This is a genomic window from Streptomyces sp. NPDC023481 (assembly GCF_055560195.1).
The window spans coordinates 159681-175371 of the sequence record NZ_JBVHJE010000020.1 but is presented as its reverse complement, the minus strand read 5'-3'; the positions used below and the strand labels follow the sequence as shown (position 1 = coordinate 175371).

The following is a 15691-nucleotide window of genomic DNA, read 5'->3' as shown; positions in this document are numbered from 1 at the left end:
CCCCGCGGAGCGGGTCCCCCTTCGGGCTGCGCCCGAAGGCAAGCGGAATTCGCTGCGCGAATTCAGAAAGGCGCTGCGCGCCTTTCGCTCAACCCACTCCGCGGGTTGAGGAATTCCCGCTGCGCGGGAATGGGGGGTTTCCGCTGCGCTCCAACCCCCAGACGGGCCTGGGGTGCTGCGCACCCCGGGCCGAGCGTCCGCTGTGCTCCCGCTCAACCGGCTACGCCGGGCAGCGAGGAGGGAGGGTGGCCCGGGCCTCAACCCACCTGCCCCCGAGTCCTGGTGACGGTGCTTCAAAAGCCCCGCCAGATCGACTCTGGAACCAGAGCATACCCCCCACTGCATCAACCTGATGCAGTATGTAGCGATGGCAGAACCACACCACACCCCCGAGGCAGGATGCTTCAAAATGAAGCACGGATAGAAACTGGAACCAGCCCCCGGCACCCCACTCTGAGGGGCGAAAGTACCGGGGGCGGCCGTGGCTATGCGTGGAGCACATTCGCCCAGAGGATCATCAACGCTTTCCGCAATGCCCGAGCCCCTAGCTCTCGGCCTCTTCTCCGTCTCCGGTGGACGGAGGGCCCGAAGCTTCAAGGCCGAATGCTGATCTGATCTTTGCTCCGACTCCAGCAGCTGTAGCGCTCCCAGCTTCGGTGAGGACCGGGGCAACAAATTTCACCAGGAAGAGCCCGCCGATATAAGCGCCGGTCAACGCGATTCCGCTGCCGTGTCCCCAGGTGACGCCGATTCCGATTGCAGATGCCTGTTCGGCTACCGTCCGCAACGGTAACCATTCCGAAGGGGGCGAGTTGAAGCGGGGTACTAAAGCTTCATCAGTTGACAGGAGGACAGGAAGGCCCAAACGGATAGCCTCTTGGAGTCTTTGTCGATTCCTGTAATCAAGGTCGCTTGGCACAGCGCGGGATACATGCAAAGCGAACCACCGGAAGGATTCTTCTGCATCACTGCCTACATGTAATCCTTGCGGCGCAATAACTGAACCAGGGTCGGACCTATATGCCTCTTTCTTGCTCTGAATTGCGGCCGCTTCAGCGTCGGTGAGACGTGCGTCAGTTCCGTTGATTTCCAATACGCCAACGTGGCCGACATAAGCGATTTCGATATCTACCCGCAACGTCACGGAGCGGCTTCGCACCACCGAGCGGGTTGTGTGGCGGGGGTGCGCAGATATGTGGCCGGTCTGAGCGGCCACGTGGCGGGGGTCGTCTGGGTGGGTCATCGGGTCTCTATACCGCTTCCGGGTGGTCGGATGGGGCTGGCCAGCGATGCGCACGGAAACCGTCAAGTTGCCGCTGCCGTTCGAAACGGCGTGCGTTCCTGAGGCCGTCGCCGGCGTCCGGGTCGAGCGTAGGATGCGCGGGCGGGGTTGTGCTGGCCCGCCGCTGGTAGAGCCCCGCACTCTCCCTCCTGCCAGGACCGGACCGTCAGTCGGTCTGCACGCAGGTGTGAGCCAGTGTGTAGCGACTGGCCATCCATCCCGCGGTGTCGGCGCGCAGTCCTTGTGTCTTGCGGGTGCCGGAGTCGCTGCCGCTGTCGTAGGCCAGCCTCACCCGCCACCAGCTGCCGCGGGCCTTGTCTGCATACACGGTGTCCCCACGATGGAGTAGACCGAGGACGGAGCCGGTAGCCGGCCCTGTGCGCAACCGGACGCCGTCGGTGGTCACCTGGTAGCCGCACGGACTGAACCGCGGCCCGGCGGCAGGGGAGGCAGAGGCGTGCGGCAGGCAGGCGGTGCTTGCGAGGACGGCTGTCGCCGCCATGAGGGTGAGTCTTCGCATCATGCCGTGGCCAACCCTTATTCAGACGGACGCCGTTACGGCCGTCGGGGCCGAATCACCCGCGCGTGGTTCTGTGCACGAGAGCTTGGGTTCTGGCCCAACTTCTGTGGTGTGCCTACTTCCTGTGACTGTTGATCTTGCTGGTGGATCTCGCGAGATCGTCTGGAAACTGCTGGTGGCGACAACGTTCGGGCTGATGGTTCTGGGCTGTGCGCGAGGTACTGCTTCGGCTGGAAGAGCTGCTCTTCCTGGCGGATCCGGGGATCAGGGTGGAGTCGGTGCAGGACGATGGCGAGGTGATCCGGGTCGGTGTCAGGTGCCGGACGGCTGGGGCTCGGTGTCCGGGTTGTGGGAGCTGGTCGGGGCGGGTGCACGGCTCCTACCTCCGGCTTCCAGCTGACCTCCCTGTGGCGGGACGGCGGGTGGTGCTGCGGCTTCGTGTGCGACGCTTCACGTGCGAGGAAGTCTCCTGCGGGCGGCGGACGTTCGTCGAGCAGGTCGCGGGCCTGACCCGCCGGTACAGCCAGCGGACCGAACGACTGCGGTCGACGCTGGCCGAGGTCGGCCTCGCGTTGGCTGGTCGCGCCGGCGCCCGGCTGGCCGACATCTTCGGGGTGCCGGCCAGCCGGAACACGGTCCTGCGGCTGGTCGACGCTCTCCCAGAACCTCAGCCGCGGATCCCGCGGGCGGTCGGCGTCGACGAGTACGCGATGCGCAAGGGACGTGCCTACGGGACCGTGCTGGTCGACGTCGAGACCCGCAGACCAGTGGACCTACTCCCGGATCGCGAGGCGGGCACTCTCGCGGCCTGGCTGGCCGAACACCCGGGGATCGAGGTCGTCTGTCGCGACCGGACCCCGTTCTTCGCTGAGGGCGCCAGCATCGGGGCACCCACCGCCGTCCAGGTCGCCGACCGGTTCCATCTGTGGCGCAACCTCGGCGAGGCAGCCGAGCGATGCGTCTCTCGCCACCGCCCATGTCTGAGCGCGACCTTCGCCGATCCGGCCCCTCAGGCTGAGACTCCGGCACCGCCCGACAGCGGCTCGCCATGGCCCACCGGGCACCGATTCGCCGACCGCACACGGGCGAAGCACGCCACTGTCCACGCGCTGCTGGCCGCCGGCCACAGCCGACGCGCGATCCAACGCCGACTCGGCATGACCTATCGCACCGTCCAACGCCTGGCGAACGCCGCGGCCCCGGAAGACCTGTTCCATGGGCAGTGGCAGGGCCGCCGGACCAAGCTCGACGACTTCAAGCCGTACCTGTGCGAGCGGTGGGCTGAGGGCTGCACGAACGCCTGGACCCTCTGGGAGGAGATCAAGACGCACGGCTACCGCGGCGGCTACGGAGCCGTGCGCGCCTACCTCCGTCCGTTCCGCACAACCCCGACCGCACCGGCGGCCCGCCCACCCTCGCCCCGGACCGTCGCCAGGTGGATCCTGACCCACCCCGACACCCTGCCGGAGAGCGAGCGGCTCAAGATGAAGTCAGTCCTCGGCCACTGCCCTGAACTGGCAGCCCTCACCGCCCACGTCCGCGCATTCGGCAAGATGCTCACCCAGCTCGAAGGCGACCGGCTTCCACAGTGGATCAAAGCGGTCCGCGCCGACGACCTGCCCAGCCTCCACGCCTTCGCCAACGGCCTCGAACGAGACCTCGCCGCCGTCACCGCTGGCCTGACCCTGCCCTGGAGCTCCGGCGTCGTCGAAGGCCACGTCAACCGCATCAAAATGCTGAAGCGCCAGATGTACGGACGCGCCGGCTTTGCGCTTCTGAGGAAGCGAACGCTCCTCGCATCCTGACCCTGACCCAGTCGGCAGCTACTCCACGAGTCCGAAGCCGTCCGGGAACGCTTCCAGGAATGCACGGCGTCCTGGGTCAGTCTCGGCTACGGTCATTGCCTCGATCATCTGTTGGAACTCTGCACGCTGGGAGTCCGACATGCGATCCACCACCGCGGCGACGCCCTCCAGTGCCTTCACTGCATCGTCCTGATCCATGTGCTCGTCGTCCGCGCTCTCGATGAACCAGGTGAGGTCCACGAGCACCTCTGCCAGGGCCCGAGTCAGCGATGCGTATTGGGACATGAATGTTCTCCCCGAAGGTGATGGCTGCAGAACTCCCCGCGCACCCAATCACATGCGGCCGACAACACTCAGCGTCACCGCTCCACAGGAGTTGGACCAGAACCCGAGCTTGGGTTCTGGCTCAGCTTCTGTGGTGACGCCCGGCGCGTGGTCCATCGGGCGGCAGATGTGGGAAACCGGCTGGCCAGGGGCCCGGCCTGACGCGCACGGCACCGCTTCGCGAAAGTTGTGCCAGAACCCGCTTTCATGAGCGAAGCCAGCAGGCGCGACTCGTACAGTTCCGGCATGTCGAATGACGATGCAGGGCACCCTGGGCCCGCCAACAGGCTGGTCACAGGCCCAGGGCCGGCCCGGCGGCCAGAGCTGGCCGACGGGCCCAGGGGGTCAGTTGCCTGTGTGCCGGGTGCCGTCGAAGTGGTACGGCAAGCTCACCTGGGCAGCGATCGACACTTCATGGGAGCCCACCGGTACCTTCAGCACGATCATGTGGAGCTGGCTCTGGGTCATGGCGGCCCAGCGGATGCCCGTGGTGCCCGGCCATCCGCTGTAGGAGAGCTTGATGTACCGGCCAGGCCCCATGTCGATGGCTGTCTTGGTCACGTCCACACATGCCACCAGCGCCCCACCGTCGACGGTGCGCCAGACCGGACCGAGGTGCGTCGGCTGCGGTTCGCTGCTGAGGCTGATCGATGCGGGGTTGTCGAAGTCGGCACGCAGATGCGTCTTCGCTGTCTTGAACGAGGCCCGTACGGTACGGATGTCCTTGCTCCACACCGCGTCGTCCGCCGCGGTACCGCTCTTGCCGGTGATGTAGTCGTCGTACCGGCGACAGACAGAAGACGGCGACGCGGCCAGCTTCGAGACATCGCCCGAAACCACAGCCTGACCATCGTGGCCGGTGGCCGGCGCGGGCAGTGCGGAACGTGAAGGCGCCAATGCCAGGAAGGCTCTGCGCCAGCCCTTGCCCTTTTGCTGGTGGTAGAGCGACCAGTACAGGCTTGCCGAGTTTTCCGTGTCCCCGACTGACGCGCTCCGCGCCTCGTAAGCGCCGAGGATCCATCGGTCATCAGCAGGCCCAGCGGCTGCCCATGCGTGGACCTGTGACGAGACTTTGGGCGAGCCCGTCGGCTCCGGCTCGGTACCGGCGCCGTACTTCTTGTGGTTGTCCACAGCGGCGAGGCGCTGTTCCAACCATGGTCCCTCCGCGGTCTTCCGCCAGAATGCCGCGTCCCAGTTCTCAGTGTCCTCACGCTGGTTCACGCTCACGACGGCTCGGCGTACCTCGCTGGCGGTCATCGGTCGCGCCGCGCCGGCCTGACCGGAGGTGGTGGGCCCTGCCTGCGCCTTCGTGGCGGACTGCCCATCACAACCCACCGCGGCGATCAGTATCAGCGCGGCAACGGCAGTGGCAGAACGCTTCATCTTTCCCCCTGGAAACATATGGACCGGCACCTGATCACGCCTCTGTACCTGCGAAGGTGAGACCGCGTAGTACGTGAGGCAATACCCGCCGCGGCACCCGCCGCTCGGCCTGCATCACGGACGCCGACGGTTGACCGAAGCGTGCGCCCGCGCACGCATCGAACCAAGTCGCCGGCCAGCCGCTTTCCCACGTCTGCCGCTCCCCTGCACCGAGCGCAGGATTGTCACCACAGTAGTTGTGCCAGAACCCGAGCTTGGACAGCAGATGTTCAGCACTTCGGGCAGCACCGTGCTACAAGCCCGATTCGAACAGTCAGCAATCCAGCGGTGCGACATGTCGCCGCGGGCGGGACGCGCCCGCTATCGCATCGGAGCGGCGAGCACAGTCCTGGCCTCCTGGATGAAGTTGCGCTGAGCCTGTTCCAGTGCCGTGCTGTGCTCTCCGAACATGCGGGCCCGCTGGGCGAAGTCCGCAGCGGGAAGGCGCATTGCGTTCGCCTTCGCCTGGACCTCTTCGTGGATGTCAGCGGCCAAAGCAACCATGGAGTCGGGGCCGGTGATGGACACCGCAGTCACCGCTCGTTGCAGTGCTTCCACGGCAGCGTTGGTGGGAAGCCACAACTCCCGGTGGTCGGCGTTGTCATCCCAGCCAGGCTGGACACGAGCAGCGATGATCGGGCTGAAGGTGGCCTCTACATCACTACATCGATCAAGGACAGCCACGAATGCCGCCTGCCGCTCCTCCCGTAGGCGGTGCCTTACATCGACGGCTTCTTGGTCCCGCACCTGCCGCCGGACCAGCCGGCCTTGGACGAGCGCCCCTCCTAGCGCGCCCGCCAGCGTTCCAACAATCCCCAGTCCAGCGGCCCATACGGCTGCATCCCCCTGATCCATGCCATGCATCATGCCGCCCCACCGGACAACGAGATGCCGCATCACACAGAGTGATGCAGCCTCGGCTCGGATCGTGCAGGAGAGGCAGTGACGCGCGTCACCGCTCTGCATCGGCCCGGATCGTGAATCGAACAACCAGGAACTGAGGGACCTGCCGCTGGGATGGACTACAGCGCCCGCGTCAGCCCCGCCCGGATTCGCTCGCGGATCAAGACCATCGTCCGCGAGACCGGCCGGGCCCCGCTGGTCGTCGTGGACTATCTCCAGCTGATGCAGACCGACCAGCGCAACCCCCGACAGTCGCCGTATGAGCGGGTCACCGAGATCAGCCGCGAACTCAAGATCCTCGCGGCCGACACCGGAGCCGTGCTCATCGCCCTCGCCCAGCTGAACCGCGGGCCCGAGCAGCGTCAGGACAAGCGGCCGGCGGTCAGCGACCTGCGCGACTCCGGCGCCCTGGAGCAGGACGCCGACGCAATCATCCTGCTGCACCGCGAGGACTACTACGAACCGGAGTCCGAGCGTTCCGGGGAGACCGACCTCATCGTCGCCAAGCACCGCAACGGGCCCACCGCCACCGTCACCGTGGCTCATCAATTCCACTACAGCCGCCTGCGCGACATGTCCGCCGACGCAGAACCCGTCCTCTAACGTCCCTCAATGCCGCTGTGCGGCCCGTTCTACCCGGCGCCGGGCAACTCCCCCAACCGGGCCGCGAACTGCGCACAGCGGCCCGTACAGAAGATCACGAAGGAGACCCCGATGGGTATCGTCGGAGACGGCCTTGAGCGCGCCGTCCAGCAGGCGTTCACTCGCCCGATCCCGAAGTCCGCGGGTACTCAGATGCGTTACCTGGTCCGCCAGCTCAAGGGCACCCGCCCGGTCGCCGACCTGCTCGGCGTCTCCCAGCGCACCGTGGAACGCTACGTCAAAGACCAAATCCGTCGGCCCCGCGCGGACCTCGCCGCACGCCTAGTCGACGCGGTACGCGCCCGGTGGCAGCCCCGTATCCGCGAGCAGGCCCGCCGCCAGGCCGCCACCGCCACCGGCCTGGTCATCGACACCCGCGCCCGGTTCGGCTTCACCGCCGCACCCGGCACCACCGATGACGCCCGCGTCCGCCACATCACCCTGGCCCTGCCCCCCGCCCACGCGGCCCGTCTGTTCGACGCTCAGCAGGCAGGAGCCACCGACAACCAGCTGCGCGATATCACCGCTGAAGCGCTCGGCGAGGTTTACTTCCGCGACGGCGGCCGCCGCGCGGCCGGCCTGCTGGTGGAGTTCACCGACGTCGAACAGCTCGACTTCGACCTGTGAGACCCGCGCGTGGCTTTGTCCAGAAGTTTGGGTGTGACTGAGCGCTTCAGTTGGCGAGTGAGCGCGCGAGTTGGCGGCTGGAGCGGACGGTGTCGATGGCTGGCTCAAGCGCGCCGTAACGACTCAATGGTGACCCGTCCAACCGCCCAGTCGGCCCAGAAGACGCCACACCGGCCGCTCGTGCTGCCGACCCATGTGCCGCTTCGTCTCCCACGACAGCGCCCCACTGCCGTATGCACGCGTGGACAGCCGATTGACCTCCTCCTCCACGTCCCGCAGATGCTTACCAATCCGTTGAATCCCCTGATTGCAGTCCCTGAGCCACAGCAATCCCAGCAGGAGCGTGGCGACCGCGACGTACACCGGGGGCCTGTGTAAGGAGACTCCACCCGTGCCGGCGACGAGGGCAGCGATTACTCCTGAGAAGCCGAGTACCTGCATCCTCGACGTCACACGCTCGGTGATCTCCGCTCGTAACGATTCGTACTCCCGCATGAGGAGAGCGATGATCTCGGCATCATGGTTCTGGCTGTTCTGCTGTGCCATGTCTCCCCCAAAGGCCGACCCGCCCTGCTCCTGGCCTTCCCCCGCCCCCTGAGGCCAACCCGCATTTGAGGAAAACCTGCGCTCCCTAGCCACTGCGCCCGTTGCCTATGATCGGCCCGACATTCGCTCAACTCGCCAACTGAGGCGCTCAGTCACATTGGGCAGCGGCTGTTCGGCAAAATGAACAGCACCCGTAGCGGTCCAGGCGGTCCCAGTCGTCCTGGGTCAGTCCGTCGACACCGTCGCGGATGTGGTGGAACGCCACGCGCGCCCGAGCGAACAGGATGCGGTTGCTGACTTCGGCCCTGCCCATTTCCAGGCTGTGCACCAGGGTGGGAGCGCCTGCGCAGGCGTTCGCGGTCGCCACGCCGAGTGCGAAAGCGGACTTTCCCACGGCGGGTCGGGCAGCAACCACGATCATCTGTCCCGGCATCAGCTTCATCAGCGCGTCCAGGTCGGTGAAGCCGGTGACGGCGGCCGGCGGGAGGGACAGCGCGAGGCTGTCCAGGTGCGCGTCCAAGTTTTCCCCGAACCGGCCGAAGTCGTTGTCGTTCGCCTGGTCTTCGGCAGCGAGGTACTCCAGCTCCGCCTGGTGGGCGGCGATGGTCTCCTGGACTGTGAGCGGATCGGCCTGCCTGGCGCCCTGCATGCCGCGGACGAGGGTGCTCTGGTAGCGGCGCACCTGGGCATAGCCGTGCACGAGGTCGGCGTAGTGGGCGGCTTCGGCCGACGAGCATGTCCAGGGCTGCCACGGCCAGGCGGGACTTCATCCGCGCATCGATGGAGTAGCCCACGATCCTGTTGCTGAAGGCCTCCTTGATCGCGCAAAGGTAGAGCTTGGTGCTCGGTGATGTCGGCAAGCCACAGCCGGTTCGCACAGGTCGCGGTGAAGTCACGACGGACCAGGTCGTCGTGCACCGGCGGGCCGACCTTCTTACCTTTGCCACGCTTCTTGCCGAACACGCTCCACCAGCGGTTGTCCCGGCAGATCCGCCATGCAGTCCGGTCCGCCATCACGGCCCCGGCGCCGCGCGCCTCGTCGGCCAGGAAGCGGTAGCCGAACTCCGGGTCGTCACGGTGCGCGTCGAACAGCGCGTTCGCGCGATACGCCTCCTCCAGCATGGCATCGGTCACCGGCTGGTCCAGCCAGCGGTAGTAGGGATGTCTGGCGAGCTTCAGCACCCGGCACGCAACCGTGACGGGCACCCCGTCCACGGCCAGCTCCTTCACGAGCGGGTAGATCCTTTTCCCGGCAGATGCGCCTGCGACAGATAGGCCGCGGCCCGGCGCAGGACCTCGTTCTCCTGCTCCAGCAGCTTGATCCGCCGACGCGCTTCCCGAAGCTCGGCGCTCTCCTGGCTGGTCACCCCGGGCTTGGTCCCGTCGTCGATGTCCGCGCGACGCATCCACTTCCACAACGTCATCGGATGGACTCCGAAGTCGGTGGCCACCTGCTCGACCGTCACACCCGGCCTGCGGTTCCTCGCGACCCGCACGACCTCCTCGCGGAACTCTTCCGGATAAGGCTTGGGCACAGCGACATCCTTCCCACCCGCCCCACAGGGCAAGCCAGTTCAGATGTCACCCGATCGTGCGGCAGACCCCTGTAAGCCTTGTCGGCCGCGAGGCTATCCGGCTTCTTCCGGGGCCTGCCCAGTGCGGGCCGCAGCACGCGGATCTTCTCCAGAACGGCCTTGAACTGGGTGCAGTCAGCTCGCTGGCCTGCCGTGACGATCAGTGATAGCGGGCGGCAACGGCCGTCCGCGCTCAGGTGGAGCTTGCTGGTGAACCCGCCGCGCGAGCGGCCCAGGCCCTCACCTCCAGCACCACCTCCGCCAGGCGGGCGACCAGGCTCTGTCACGGTGTTTCGTCCTGATGTTCCGCCAATTCGGCCCCCTTTGGCGCGCGGGTCGGGGCCGGATCGGTGGGGGCGCCGGCCGCATGCTGATGCGCGCGGACGATGGTGGAGTCAACCGAGATGTCCCAGTCGATTTCACCTGCTGCATCGGCTGCGGCCTGGACCTGCTGGAGCAGTCGTTCCCAGGTGCCGTCGGCGGACCGTAGGCGATGGCGTTCGTAGACGGTCTTCCACGGGCCGAACCGCTCGGGCAGGTCACGCCACTGCACACCGGTCCGCACCCGGTGCAGAATCCCGTCGATCACCTGCCGGTGGTCCCGCCATCGCCCACAACGTCGGTTGCTGACCGGCAGGAACGGCCGCAGCCGTTCCCACTCGGCATCCGTCAGATCACCCCGCCCCATGTCCACATCAACGACCACGGCGCGAAGTAGTCACATGATCGGCCGGACAAGTCCTAGTCGATGACGCAGCCGACCGGGCCCCCGCGGGGTCGGCCCGCCGCCCCGCACCAAGGCCGCCAGCCAATGCCTCTTCCGCCGGCGGTCGATGAACCCAAGCCGATAGATGAGATCGCTCCCGAGGAACTGGCCACTGGCCGGACGCCAGGGACCGCGGCGAGGCTGTCTTGCCCGAATGGGCTGCGAGGGGCCCTGACGATCATTCCGCGTACCTTCCAGGGGCCGCACGACACCTGACTCCCCGCAGCCCGGTCGGCGTGACCGCTCGGAGGCTGGGCCGCGAGGGTGATTTTGCGTCAACCTCCGATGCTGGCATCGCCGCAGGTCAGCGGCTGGATTCGAAGCCCTGTGAGAGCTTGCGCTCTCCGTTTTTACCCCAACTCAGTTTTTAGGTAGACCTAAAGGTGGCATCCTGGAGACAGCGGTAACATCCCGTGCCGCTCCATGAGTTGGGGGTAGAACCATGGGACTTTTTGCTCGTGACGAGAGCCGGGCCGACTTAGCAGCTGCCCAGTTGGCTCGGCAGGCGACGGCATCCCTGGCGGGCTTGCTGACGGGCTTGGGCAAGACACGATCCGACCTGGCGAAGGCCATGGGTGTCAGCCCGGGGCGGGTAAGCCAGATCCTCTCCGGCGATGCCAATCTGACAGTCCGTACGCTCGCCGCCGCGGCCGAAGCACTGAACGCAGACGTACAGATCATGTTCGTCGCCCGGCCGACCGCAGGAGACACCGGCACATCGGGTCATGTGGACTCATCACCGGTGCGGGGCAGCGGTCTCCCATCCCACCTCTGATCTGCATCGTAGCTGCCTGGCCTGCCAACTGAACGCGCGGCTCCGCTTTGCTTCATCTGGAGCTGCGCCATCGTGCGAACCACTGGCGCTGCTTGGGCAGGGCGGGACTGTGGAAGGCATCATTTGAGGACGCCTTCGCGCGGAGGGCCTCGAGTTCCCGCCTTTCGCTTCTGCGTCCGGAGGCGTAGGCGAAGTTCACCAGGTAGGCGCTTTGAGCGAGTGCCGTGCCGAATGCCTGCCGGCAGGCGATCAGCTCGTCCTCAGTCGCTTCGCGTTGCCAGCCGCCCTCTTGACGCCGGTTCTGATCAGTTGTGGTCTGTACGTTCAGCGCCATGTCAACCGCCTTCTGGATATCCGAGTAGAGGCTGTTGATGTGCTTGGTGTCGCTGGCCAGGGGATGCCGCTCCAGTAGGTACAGCTTGAGATCATGGACGAAGATCCGAAGCTGGCTGGAGGTGCTGATCCCGCTGAGGAAGCGGTCCGACCAGGTGCAGGTATCCAGGTGGACCCGCTGCATGAGGCGTTCCTTGGCCAGAGCGATACCTAGGGTCATGATCTTGACGTAAGGCGGCGTGGTCTCGTCTTGTTTCCGTCGTGGCAGAGCGACAGCACCGGTCGCCGCTCCTGCGAAAACTGGGGGGATGGATGTCGCATGCGGCAGTAACCACACTGCAAGGACTGCTGCTGCGGCCATCAGGATCAGGACGAGTGCTGTCAGACCAGCAGACGCCCAGCTGCCCAGTAATCGGCCCTTCCCTGCGGTCTCTCGGATCAGGCCGACCCACGCGATGCCCGCGCTCACCACTGCCGGTAATGCATAGTTGATGAGCCACTCGTGCTGGTACCAGCTCACTGAAGTCCCCCATGACGGCCGCAGATGGACTGGACCGTCACCAGCTCACAACCCCGCCGGCAGACTTCCCCTCGGCGTGGCACACCAATACCCGGCCCTCTCGCTGCACACCTGTGACGAGCACTGCCGCGAGTGAGCTGATGATGTCACCCGCCGCGTTCTCAAGGCGTCACTTTGAGCAACAATTGGCCACCTGACGCGATCTTTTGGCGGCCGTCGAACAGCCAACGACACTTGGCCCCAGCCGAGCTGAGACGACGGCTATGGGCTCGTCGGAGCTGCCCAGCCGACCGAACGCGCGGGCGGCGATAGTGTCGGTGATGTGGTCCCAGGCGGTGACCGACGGGCGCTGTGAGACGAGCCGACACCGGCGGCCGCTGAGGGACGCCTTGAGTGCAACGGCTCCAGTCGGCAGGGGAAGGTGGCCTCGGTCTGCTGAGCATCCATCGCGAAGACGCCCGCCGAGACGGCAAACACGAAACCGTGGTGGAATGACCGACTATCCCGGCCCCCTGCGAATCGCTCCCCTGCAGCAGGAAACGACCTCATCGCTGATCTGCCGCATCGCGAGCCGCTACGGGATGGAAGCGAAGGTGCTGCGGGCCTGCTGGAAGTGGCGCGACTACCCGCCAGGGCACGAGGGCGGAGGCGCGCGGGCCGACGCCGAGGTGTTGCTGAACGCGGCCGGACGTCAGCTCCTGGCCGGCATGTGCGGTGTGGCGGGGGATGTGCTGGCGCGGGCGTTGCCGTCTTGGGAGGAAGGGGACGCCAAGCTGCGCTCCGAGGATGGCGATCCAGTGGGGTTGTGGCGGATTGGTGGCGCGGTGGCCGGTCTGGTGGCGTTCGGCTGCCGGCTGTGCACGGCCCAGCGCACGGGGACGGCTTCCCGGGCGATGCGGTACGCACCGCGGTGGGAGCGGGTGCGTGTGCGGCATGGTCGGTGGCTGCTGGACGCCGACGCGAACCAGCCGCTGGAGCACCTGGATCTGCGTGGCGTGCCGGAGGTGGTGGCGGCGCAGCGGCGGTGGGCGTCGGTGGGGCGGCGGGCGGTGCGGGCCGGTGCGGAGCCGGAGCGGGTGTTCGCGCTGGCGCGGGCGGTGGTGGCCCGCTGGTGGGAGCAGGCTTACGGCTGGGAGCGGGAGACGGTCTGGCCGCGGCGCCTGCACCATGTCGCGGGCGGGGATGCCGGCGGTGATCTGGAACGGTGGCGGATCGTGGGGCGGGACGCGGTCGTCTTCCCGGAGGTGGTGGCGGTGGCCAACGCGCTGCTGGACCCGGCCATGGCCGAGTTGGTGGGGGTGGACAGTGGTGCCGGGCGGCCGCGTGCGCTGCCCATGGACGGGTTGTTCTGCCGCGGGCTCGGTGAGCGGCTGGGCGGGGATGGCTGGGGGCGCTGGTCGCGGCCGACCACGGCGGGCCGCTTCTGGCGTGGATGGGCAGCATCATCCGGCTGCGCCGCGGCGCCGGCGGGCCGCCCGGGTACGACAACGACCCGTGGTGGCTGCGCCAGGAACACCAGGCCGCGACCATGGCCGGCCAGCTGCGCGTGCTGGGCAAAGAGGAAAAGGCGCCCGGTTCGGGGACGATGTGGCGGGCTGCGGTACCCGCCGAGCAACGCAGGCTGATCACCAGCACCATCGACAGCGCCCAGGAGCAGCTGCTGCAGCTGCCCGGGGTGCACAGCGGGCCGACCGCTGACGTCGCCCGGCGGCTGCTGCGCGGCCTCGGACACAGTGCCGGCCTGATCGAGAACGCCTGGAAACGGACCGCTCTGGCGGCGGTGAACGGCGGGGTGCCCCTGCAGGAGGTGGCCCGGTGGGTGGACCTGCCCGTTGAAGTGCTCAGCCACCCCCGCCGCGGCGCGTGAGAAAGCGATGGCCTGGCTGCGGCACATCAGGGAGGTCGAGTGCGGCTTGCCTGACGGGCCGGACAGCGGCGGGGTGATGCGGGCCGAGTACGAACCCGCAGAGGTGGACGCTGGCCGAGCGTGAACGCGCCAAAGCCGCTGAGCTTACGGCGCTGGGCTTTGCGCGGGTGTCGGAGAGGACGGTGCAGAAAATGCGGCTGGCGTAAACAGGGGCCGTGGGGACTGGTGGACCACCGTTCCACACGGGGGCGAAGCGGTGGCGGGCGCCAGGACGAGCGGATCGTGGCCGCGGTCAAGGAAGTACTGCGCGGACAGCGGGGGCGCTCCAAGGGCACCGTCAAAGGGCTCATGCCGCTGGTCGCGTGGCTCCTCGAAGACCGGCACAAAGGTGCCGTGGCGATGCCGTCACGGGCCAGTTCTACCGCCTCGTCCGTGAAATCGCCCACCCCGCGGACCATCCGGCCACCCGCGTACGGACGGTACCGGTCACCGACGGCGGGCGCGGATTCACCCCGACCGTGGCCCTGCGGCCCGGTGAGCAGGTACAGATCGACACCACCCGCATGGACGTCCTTGCACGGTTCGACGACGGCAGCGTGGGCCGGCCGGAGCTCACGATCGCTGTCGACGTCGCCTCCTGGACGATCCTCGCCGGGGTGCTGTGCCCAGCCGGAATGCAGGCGGTTGACGCCGCTCTTCTTCTGGCAGAGATGCGGTGCCGCATCCGGCACGCCCGGCGTGGCCTGAGGTGCTGCGCTTCACATACAGCGCGGTCCTGCCGGCAGAGCGACTCGCCCATGCCGCCTCGCCACGTCCTCATCGTGCCCGCGGCGCCGATCTGCGTGCCTGCTTGGTTGCCAGTCCTCCCAGGGTAAATCCCCCTCGACCTCTACTCCCCTGGGCCGAGTGGACGTGAGGGGGGTGCCCGCCGGCTGTCTCTCGTGCGGGGCAAGCTCACCAGGGGTGGCGAAAGGACAGCGAAGGGTGTGCGCCGGAGTGTTCCGCATGAATTTTCAGGCGACGGCGCACCTGTATCACGTAATTTTTCACGACCGCAGCGGACGCTATCTTGCGCATTCGATCAAAAGTAGTCGCCAAATGGTCTTCCTGGGGACACAAGTAAGTCCGGGACCGCGGTTTTCGCACGGCGGTGCGGTCGCTTACCGATTGATGCCTCACTCCATTGGCCGAGCGCGGCAAGGGCGCGCTAGGGTCGCGCCGGAGAGGTCCCGGACCATGGCTACCTACCGAAAGACCGGGACCTCTCCACCTTTTGAACCGGCTTCAATTTCACGAAGGAAACATATGGCCGATCGCAATGTTGTCTCCGGCACCGTGGTGTCTGGAGCACGTCTGGAAGGTAGCAACGGCCGCGGGTATTACGCACGCCTGCGTGCCTTCACTGTCACGCTCAGCCTGGGCCCCGTGGTCGTTCTGGCCCTCGCCTACATGCTCCAGCGTTCCGGGTGGTCAGCCTCCGCCTGTGTGGCGTTCGCAGCGGTCGCGGCTACCGCAGCCAGCAGGTCCCGGCTCGAGTACTTCTGGGCACGCCTGGACTGAGCCGGTACGGCGGTTGCCTGGGTCAGAGCCCCGGCAACCGCCGATTACCGAAAGGCAAGCGTGAGCGAGCCAGCTGGGAAGGGGAAGTCGTGGCGGATGGTTCGTCACAGCCGGAGAGGTGCCAGATGTGTTCCGACCCGGTGGTGCAGAAGGAAGGTGCCGGGCGGCGGCGCCAGTACTGCAGCATCGCTTGCCGCCGCCGAGCGCAAAGGCAGCGGCAGAACA

Annotated in this window: 15 protein-coding genes and 1 pseudogene; 6 read left to right on the top strand and 10 right to left on the bottom strand. The window is 67.1% G+C overall.

Annotated features, from left to right (window positions below; translation table 11 throughout):
• Nucleotides 1-544: 544 nt before the first annotated feature.
• On the bottom strand, nt 545-1144 hold the full coding sequence (locus ACZ3ZD_RS32315) for a hypothetical protein (RefSeq protein WP_467405265.1): 600 nt from the start codon (nt 1142-1144) through the stop codon (nt 545-547).
• A gap of 304 nt (nt 1145-1448) precedes the next feature.
• Entirely contained in the window at nt 1449-1610 is a 162-nt protein-coding gene (locus ACZ3ZD_RS32310) for a hypothetical protein (RefSeq protein WP_467405262.1), read from the bottom strand.
• Nucleotides 1611-2011: 401 nt separating this feature from the next.
• Between ACZ3ZD_RS32310 and ACZ3ZD_RS32305 the strand changes: the two genes are divergently transcribed.
• Nucleotides 2012-3607 (top strand): ISL3 family transposase, encoded by a 1596-nt coding sequence (locus ACZ3ZD_RS32305; protein WP_467405260.1) that lies wholly within the window; start codon nt 2012-2014, stop codon nt 3605-3607.
• An 18-nt stretch (nt 3608-3625) separates the two neighbouring features.
• Here the strand turns inward: ACZ3ZD_RS32305 and ACZ3ZD_RS32300 are convergent, their stop codons facing one another.
• From ACZ3ZD_RS32300 to ACZ3ZD_RS32290, 3 genes are all read right to left on the bottom strand, one after another.
• Nucleotides 3626-3892 carry a hypothetical protein gene (locus ACZ3ZD_RS32300; protein WP_467405257.1) on the bottom strand — a complete coding sequence of 89 codons (267 nt, stop codon included), beginning with the start codon at nt 3890-3892 and terminating at the stop codon, nt 3626-3628.
• 384 nt (nt 3893-4276) lie between these two features.
• Complete coding sequence (locus tag ACZ3ZD_RS32295; RefSeq protein ID WP_467405252.1) at nt 4277-5314, bottom strand: hypothetical protein; 1038 nt, start codon at nt 5312-5314, stop codon at nt 4277-4279.
• Nucleotides 5315-5674: 360 nt separating this feature from the next.
• The gene (locus tag ACZ3ZD_RS32290) at nt 5675-6208 is read right to left on the bottom strand and encodes a hypothetical protein (RefSeq protein WP_467405250.1); all 534 of its coding nucleotides are present in this window, start codon (nt 6206-6208) and stop codon (nt 5675-5677) included.
• A 162-nt stretch (nt 6209-6370) separates the two neighbouring features.
• On the opposite strand from ACZ3ZD_RS32290, the gene ACZ3ZD_RS32285 reads away from it, so the two are divergent.
• Both ACZ3ZD_RS32285 and tpg read left to right on the top strand, forming a co-directional pair.
• The gene (locus ACZ3ZD_RS32285; RefSeq protein ID WP_467405247.1) at nt 6371-6859 is read left to right on the top strand and encodes a DnaB-like helicase C-terminal domain-containing protein; all 489 of its coding nucleotides are present in this window, start codon (nt 6371-6373) and stop codon (nt 6857-6859) included.
• Between the two features lie 111 nt (nt 6860-6970).
• Nucleotides 6971-7525: a telomere-protecting terminal protein Tpg gene (tpg, locus tag ACZ3ZD_RS32280; protein ID WP_467405243.1), complete on the top strand. Its 555-nt coding sequence runs from the start codon at nt 6971-6973 to the stop codon at nt 7523-7525.
• A 123-nt stretch (nt 7526-7648) separates the two neighbouring features.
• Here tpg and ACZ3ZD_RS32275 read toward each other — a convergent pair whose 3' ends face one another.
• The 4 genes and pseudogenes from ACZ3ZD_RS32275 to ACZ3ZD_RS32260 form a co-directional block, all read right to left on the bottom strand.
• On the bottom strand, nt 7649-8071 hold the full coding sequence (locus ACZ3ZD_RS32275) for a hypothetical protein (RefSeq protein ID WP_467405241.1): 423 nt from the start codon (nt 8069-8071) through the stop codon (nt 7649-7651).
• A 148-nt stretch (nt 8072-8219) separates the two neighbouring features.
• Complete coding sequence (locus ACZ3ZD_RS32270) at nt 8220-8771, bottom strand: DnaB-like helicase C-terminal domain-containing protein (protein WP_467405238.1); 552 nt, start codon at nt 8769-8771, stop codon at nt 8220-8222.
• Nucleotides 8772-9297: 526 nt separating this feature from the next.
• Nucleotides 9298-9606 carry a transposase gene (locus ACZ3ZD_RS32265; RefSeq protein ID WP_467405237.1) on the bottom strand — a complete coding sequence of 103 codons (309 nt, stop codon included), beginning with the start codon at nt 9604-9606 and terminating at the stop codon, nt 9298-9300.
• A 71-nt stretch (nt 9607-9677) separates the two neighbouring features.
• A pseudogene (locus tag ACZ3ZD_RS32260) lies at nt 9678-10333 on the bottom strand (IS5 family transposase); the annotation flags it as partial.
• Nucleotides 10334-10853: 520 nt separating this feature from the next.
• Between ACZ3ZD_RS32260 and ACZ3ZD_RS32255 the strand changes: the two are divergent.
• Complete coding sequence (locus ACZ3ZD_RS32255; RefSeq protein WP_331724177.1) at nt 10854-11186, top strand: helix-turn-helix transcriptional regulator; 333 nt, start codon at nt 10854-10856, stop codon at nt 11184-11186.
• A 52-nt stretch (nt 11187-11238) separates the two neighbouring features.
• On the opposite strand, the gene ACZ3ZD_RS32250 is transcribed toward ACZ3ZD_RS32255, so the two are convergent.
• Nucleotides 11239-12039, bottom strand: coding sequence for a hypothetical protein (locus ACZ3ZD_RS32250; protein ID WP_467405233.1), 801 nt, complete (start codon nt 12037-12039; stop codon nt 11239-11241).
• Between the two features lie 491 nt (nt 12040-12530).
• On the opposite strand from ACZ3ZD_RS32250, the gene ACZ3ZD_RS32245 reads away from it, so the two are divergent.
• Nucleotides 12531-13664: a DNA-binding protein gene (locus ACZ3ZD_RS32245; RefSeq protein WP_467405230.1), complete on the top strand. Its 1134-nt coding sequence runs from the start codon at nt 12531-12533 to the stop codon at nt 13662-13664.
• A complete protein-coding gene (locus ACZ3ZD_RS32240) occupies nt 13625-13906 on the top strand; it encodes a hypothetical protein (RefSeq protein ID WP_467405228.1) in 282 nt (93 codons plus the stop codon). The genes ACZ3ZD_RS32245 and ACZ3ZD_RS32240 overlap by 40 nt, the downstream gene beginning before the upstream one ends.
• Nucleotides 13907-15691 lie beyond the last annotated feature (1785 nt).

What these genes read in the sequence shown, in the direction of transcription:
- ACZ3ZD_RS32300 (WP_467405257.1), bottom strand. Translation starts at nt 3,892, where the DNA reads ATGTCCCAATACGCATCGCTGACTCGGGCCCTGGCAGAGGTGCTCGTG.
- ACZ3ZD_RS32295 (WP_467405252.1), bottom strand. Translation starts at nt 5,314, where the DNA reads ATGAAGCGTTCTGCCACTGCCGTTGCCGCGCTGATACTGATCGCCGCG.
- ACZ3ZD_RS32290 (WP_467405250.1), bottom strand. Translation starts at nt 6,208, where the DNA reads ATGGATCAGGGGGATGCAGCCGTATGGGCCGCTGGACTGGGGATTGTT.
- ACZ3ZD_RS32285 (WP_467405247.1), top strand. Translation starts at nt 6,371, where the DNA reads ATGGACTACAGCGCCCGCGTCAGCCCCGCCCGGATTCGCTCGCGGATC.
- tpg (WP_467405243.1), top strand. Translation starts at nt 6,971, where the DNA reads ATGGGTATCGTCGGAGACGGCCTTGAGCGCGCCGTCCAGCAGGCGTTC.
- ACZ3ZD_RS32275 (WP_467405241.1), bottom strand. Translation starts at nt 8,071, where the DNA reads ATGGCACAGCAGAACAGCCAGAACCATGATGCCGAGATCATCGCTCTC.
- ACZ3ZD_RS32255 (WP_331724177.1), top strand. Translation starts at nt 10,854, where the DNA reads ATGGGACTTTTTGCTCGTGACGAGAGCCGGGCCGACTTAGCAGCTGCC.
- ACZ3ZD_RS32245 (WP_467405230.1), top strand. Translation starts at nt 12,531, where the DNA reads ATGACCGACTATCCCGGCCCCCTGCGAATCGCTCCCCTGCAGCAGGAA.
- ACZ3ZD_RS32240 (WP_467405228.1), top strand. Translation starts at nt 13,625, where the DNA reads ATGTGGCGGGCTGCGGTACCCGCCGAGCAACGCAGGCTGATCACCAGC.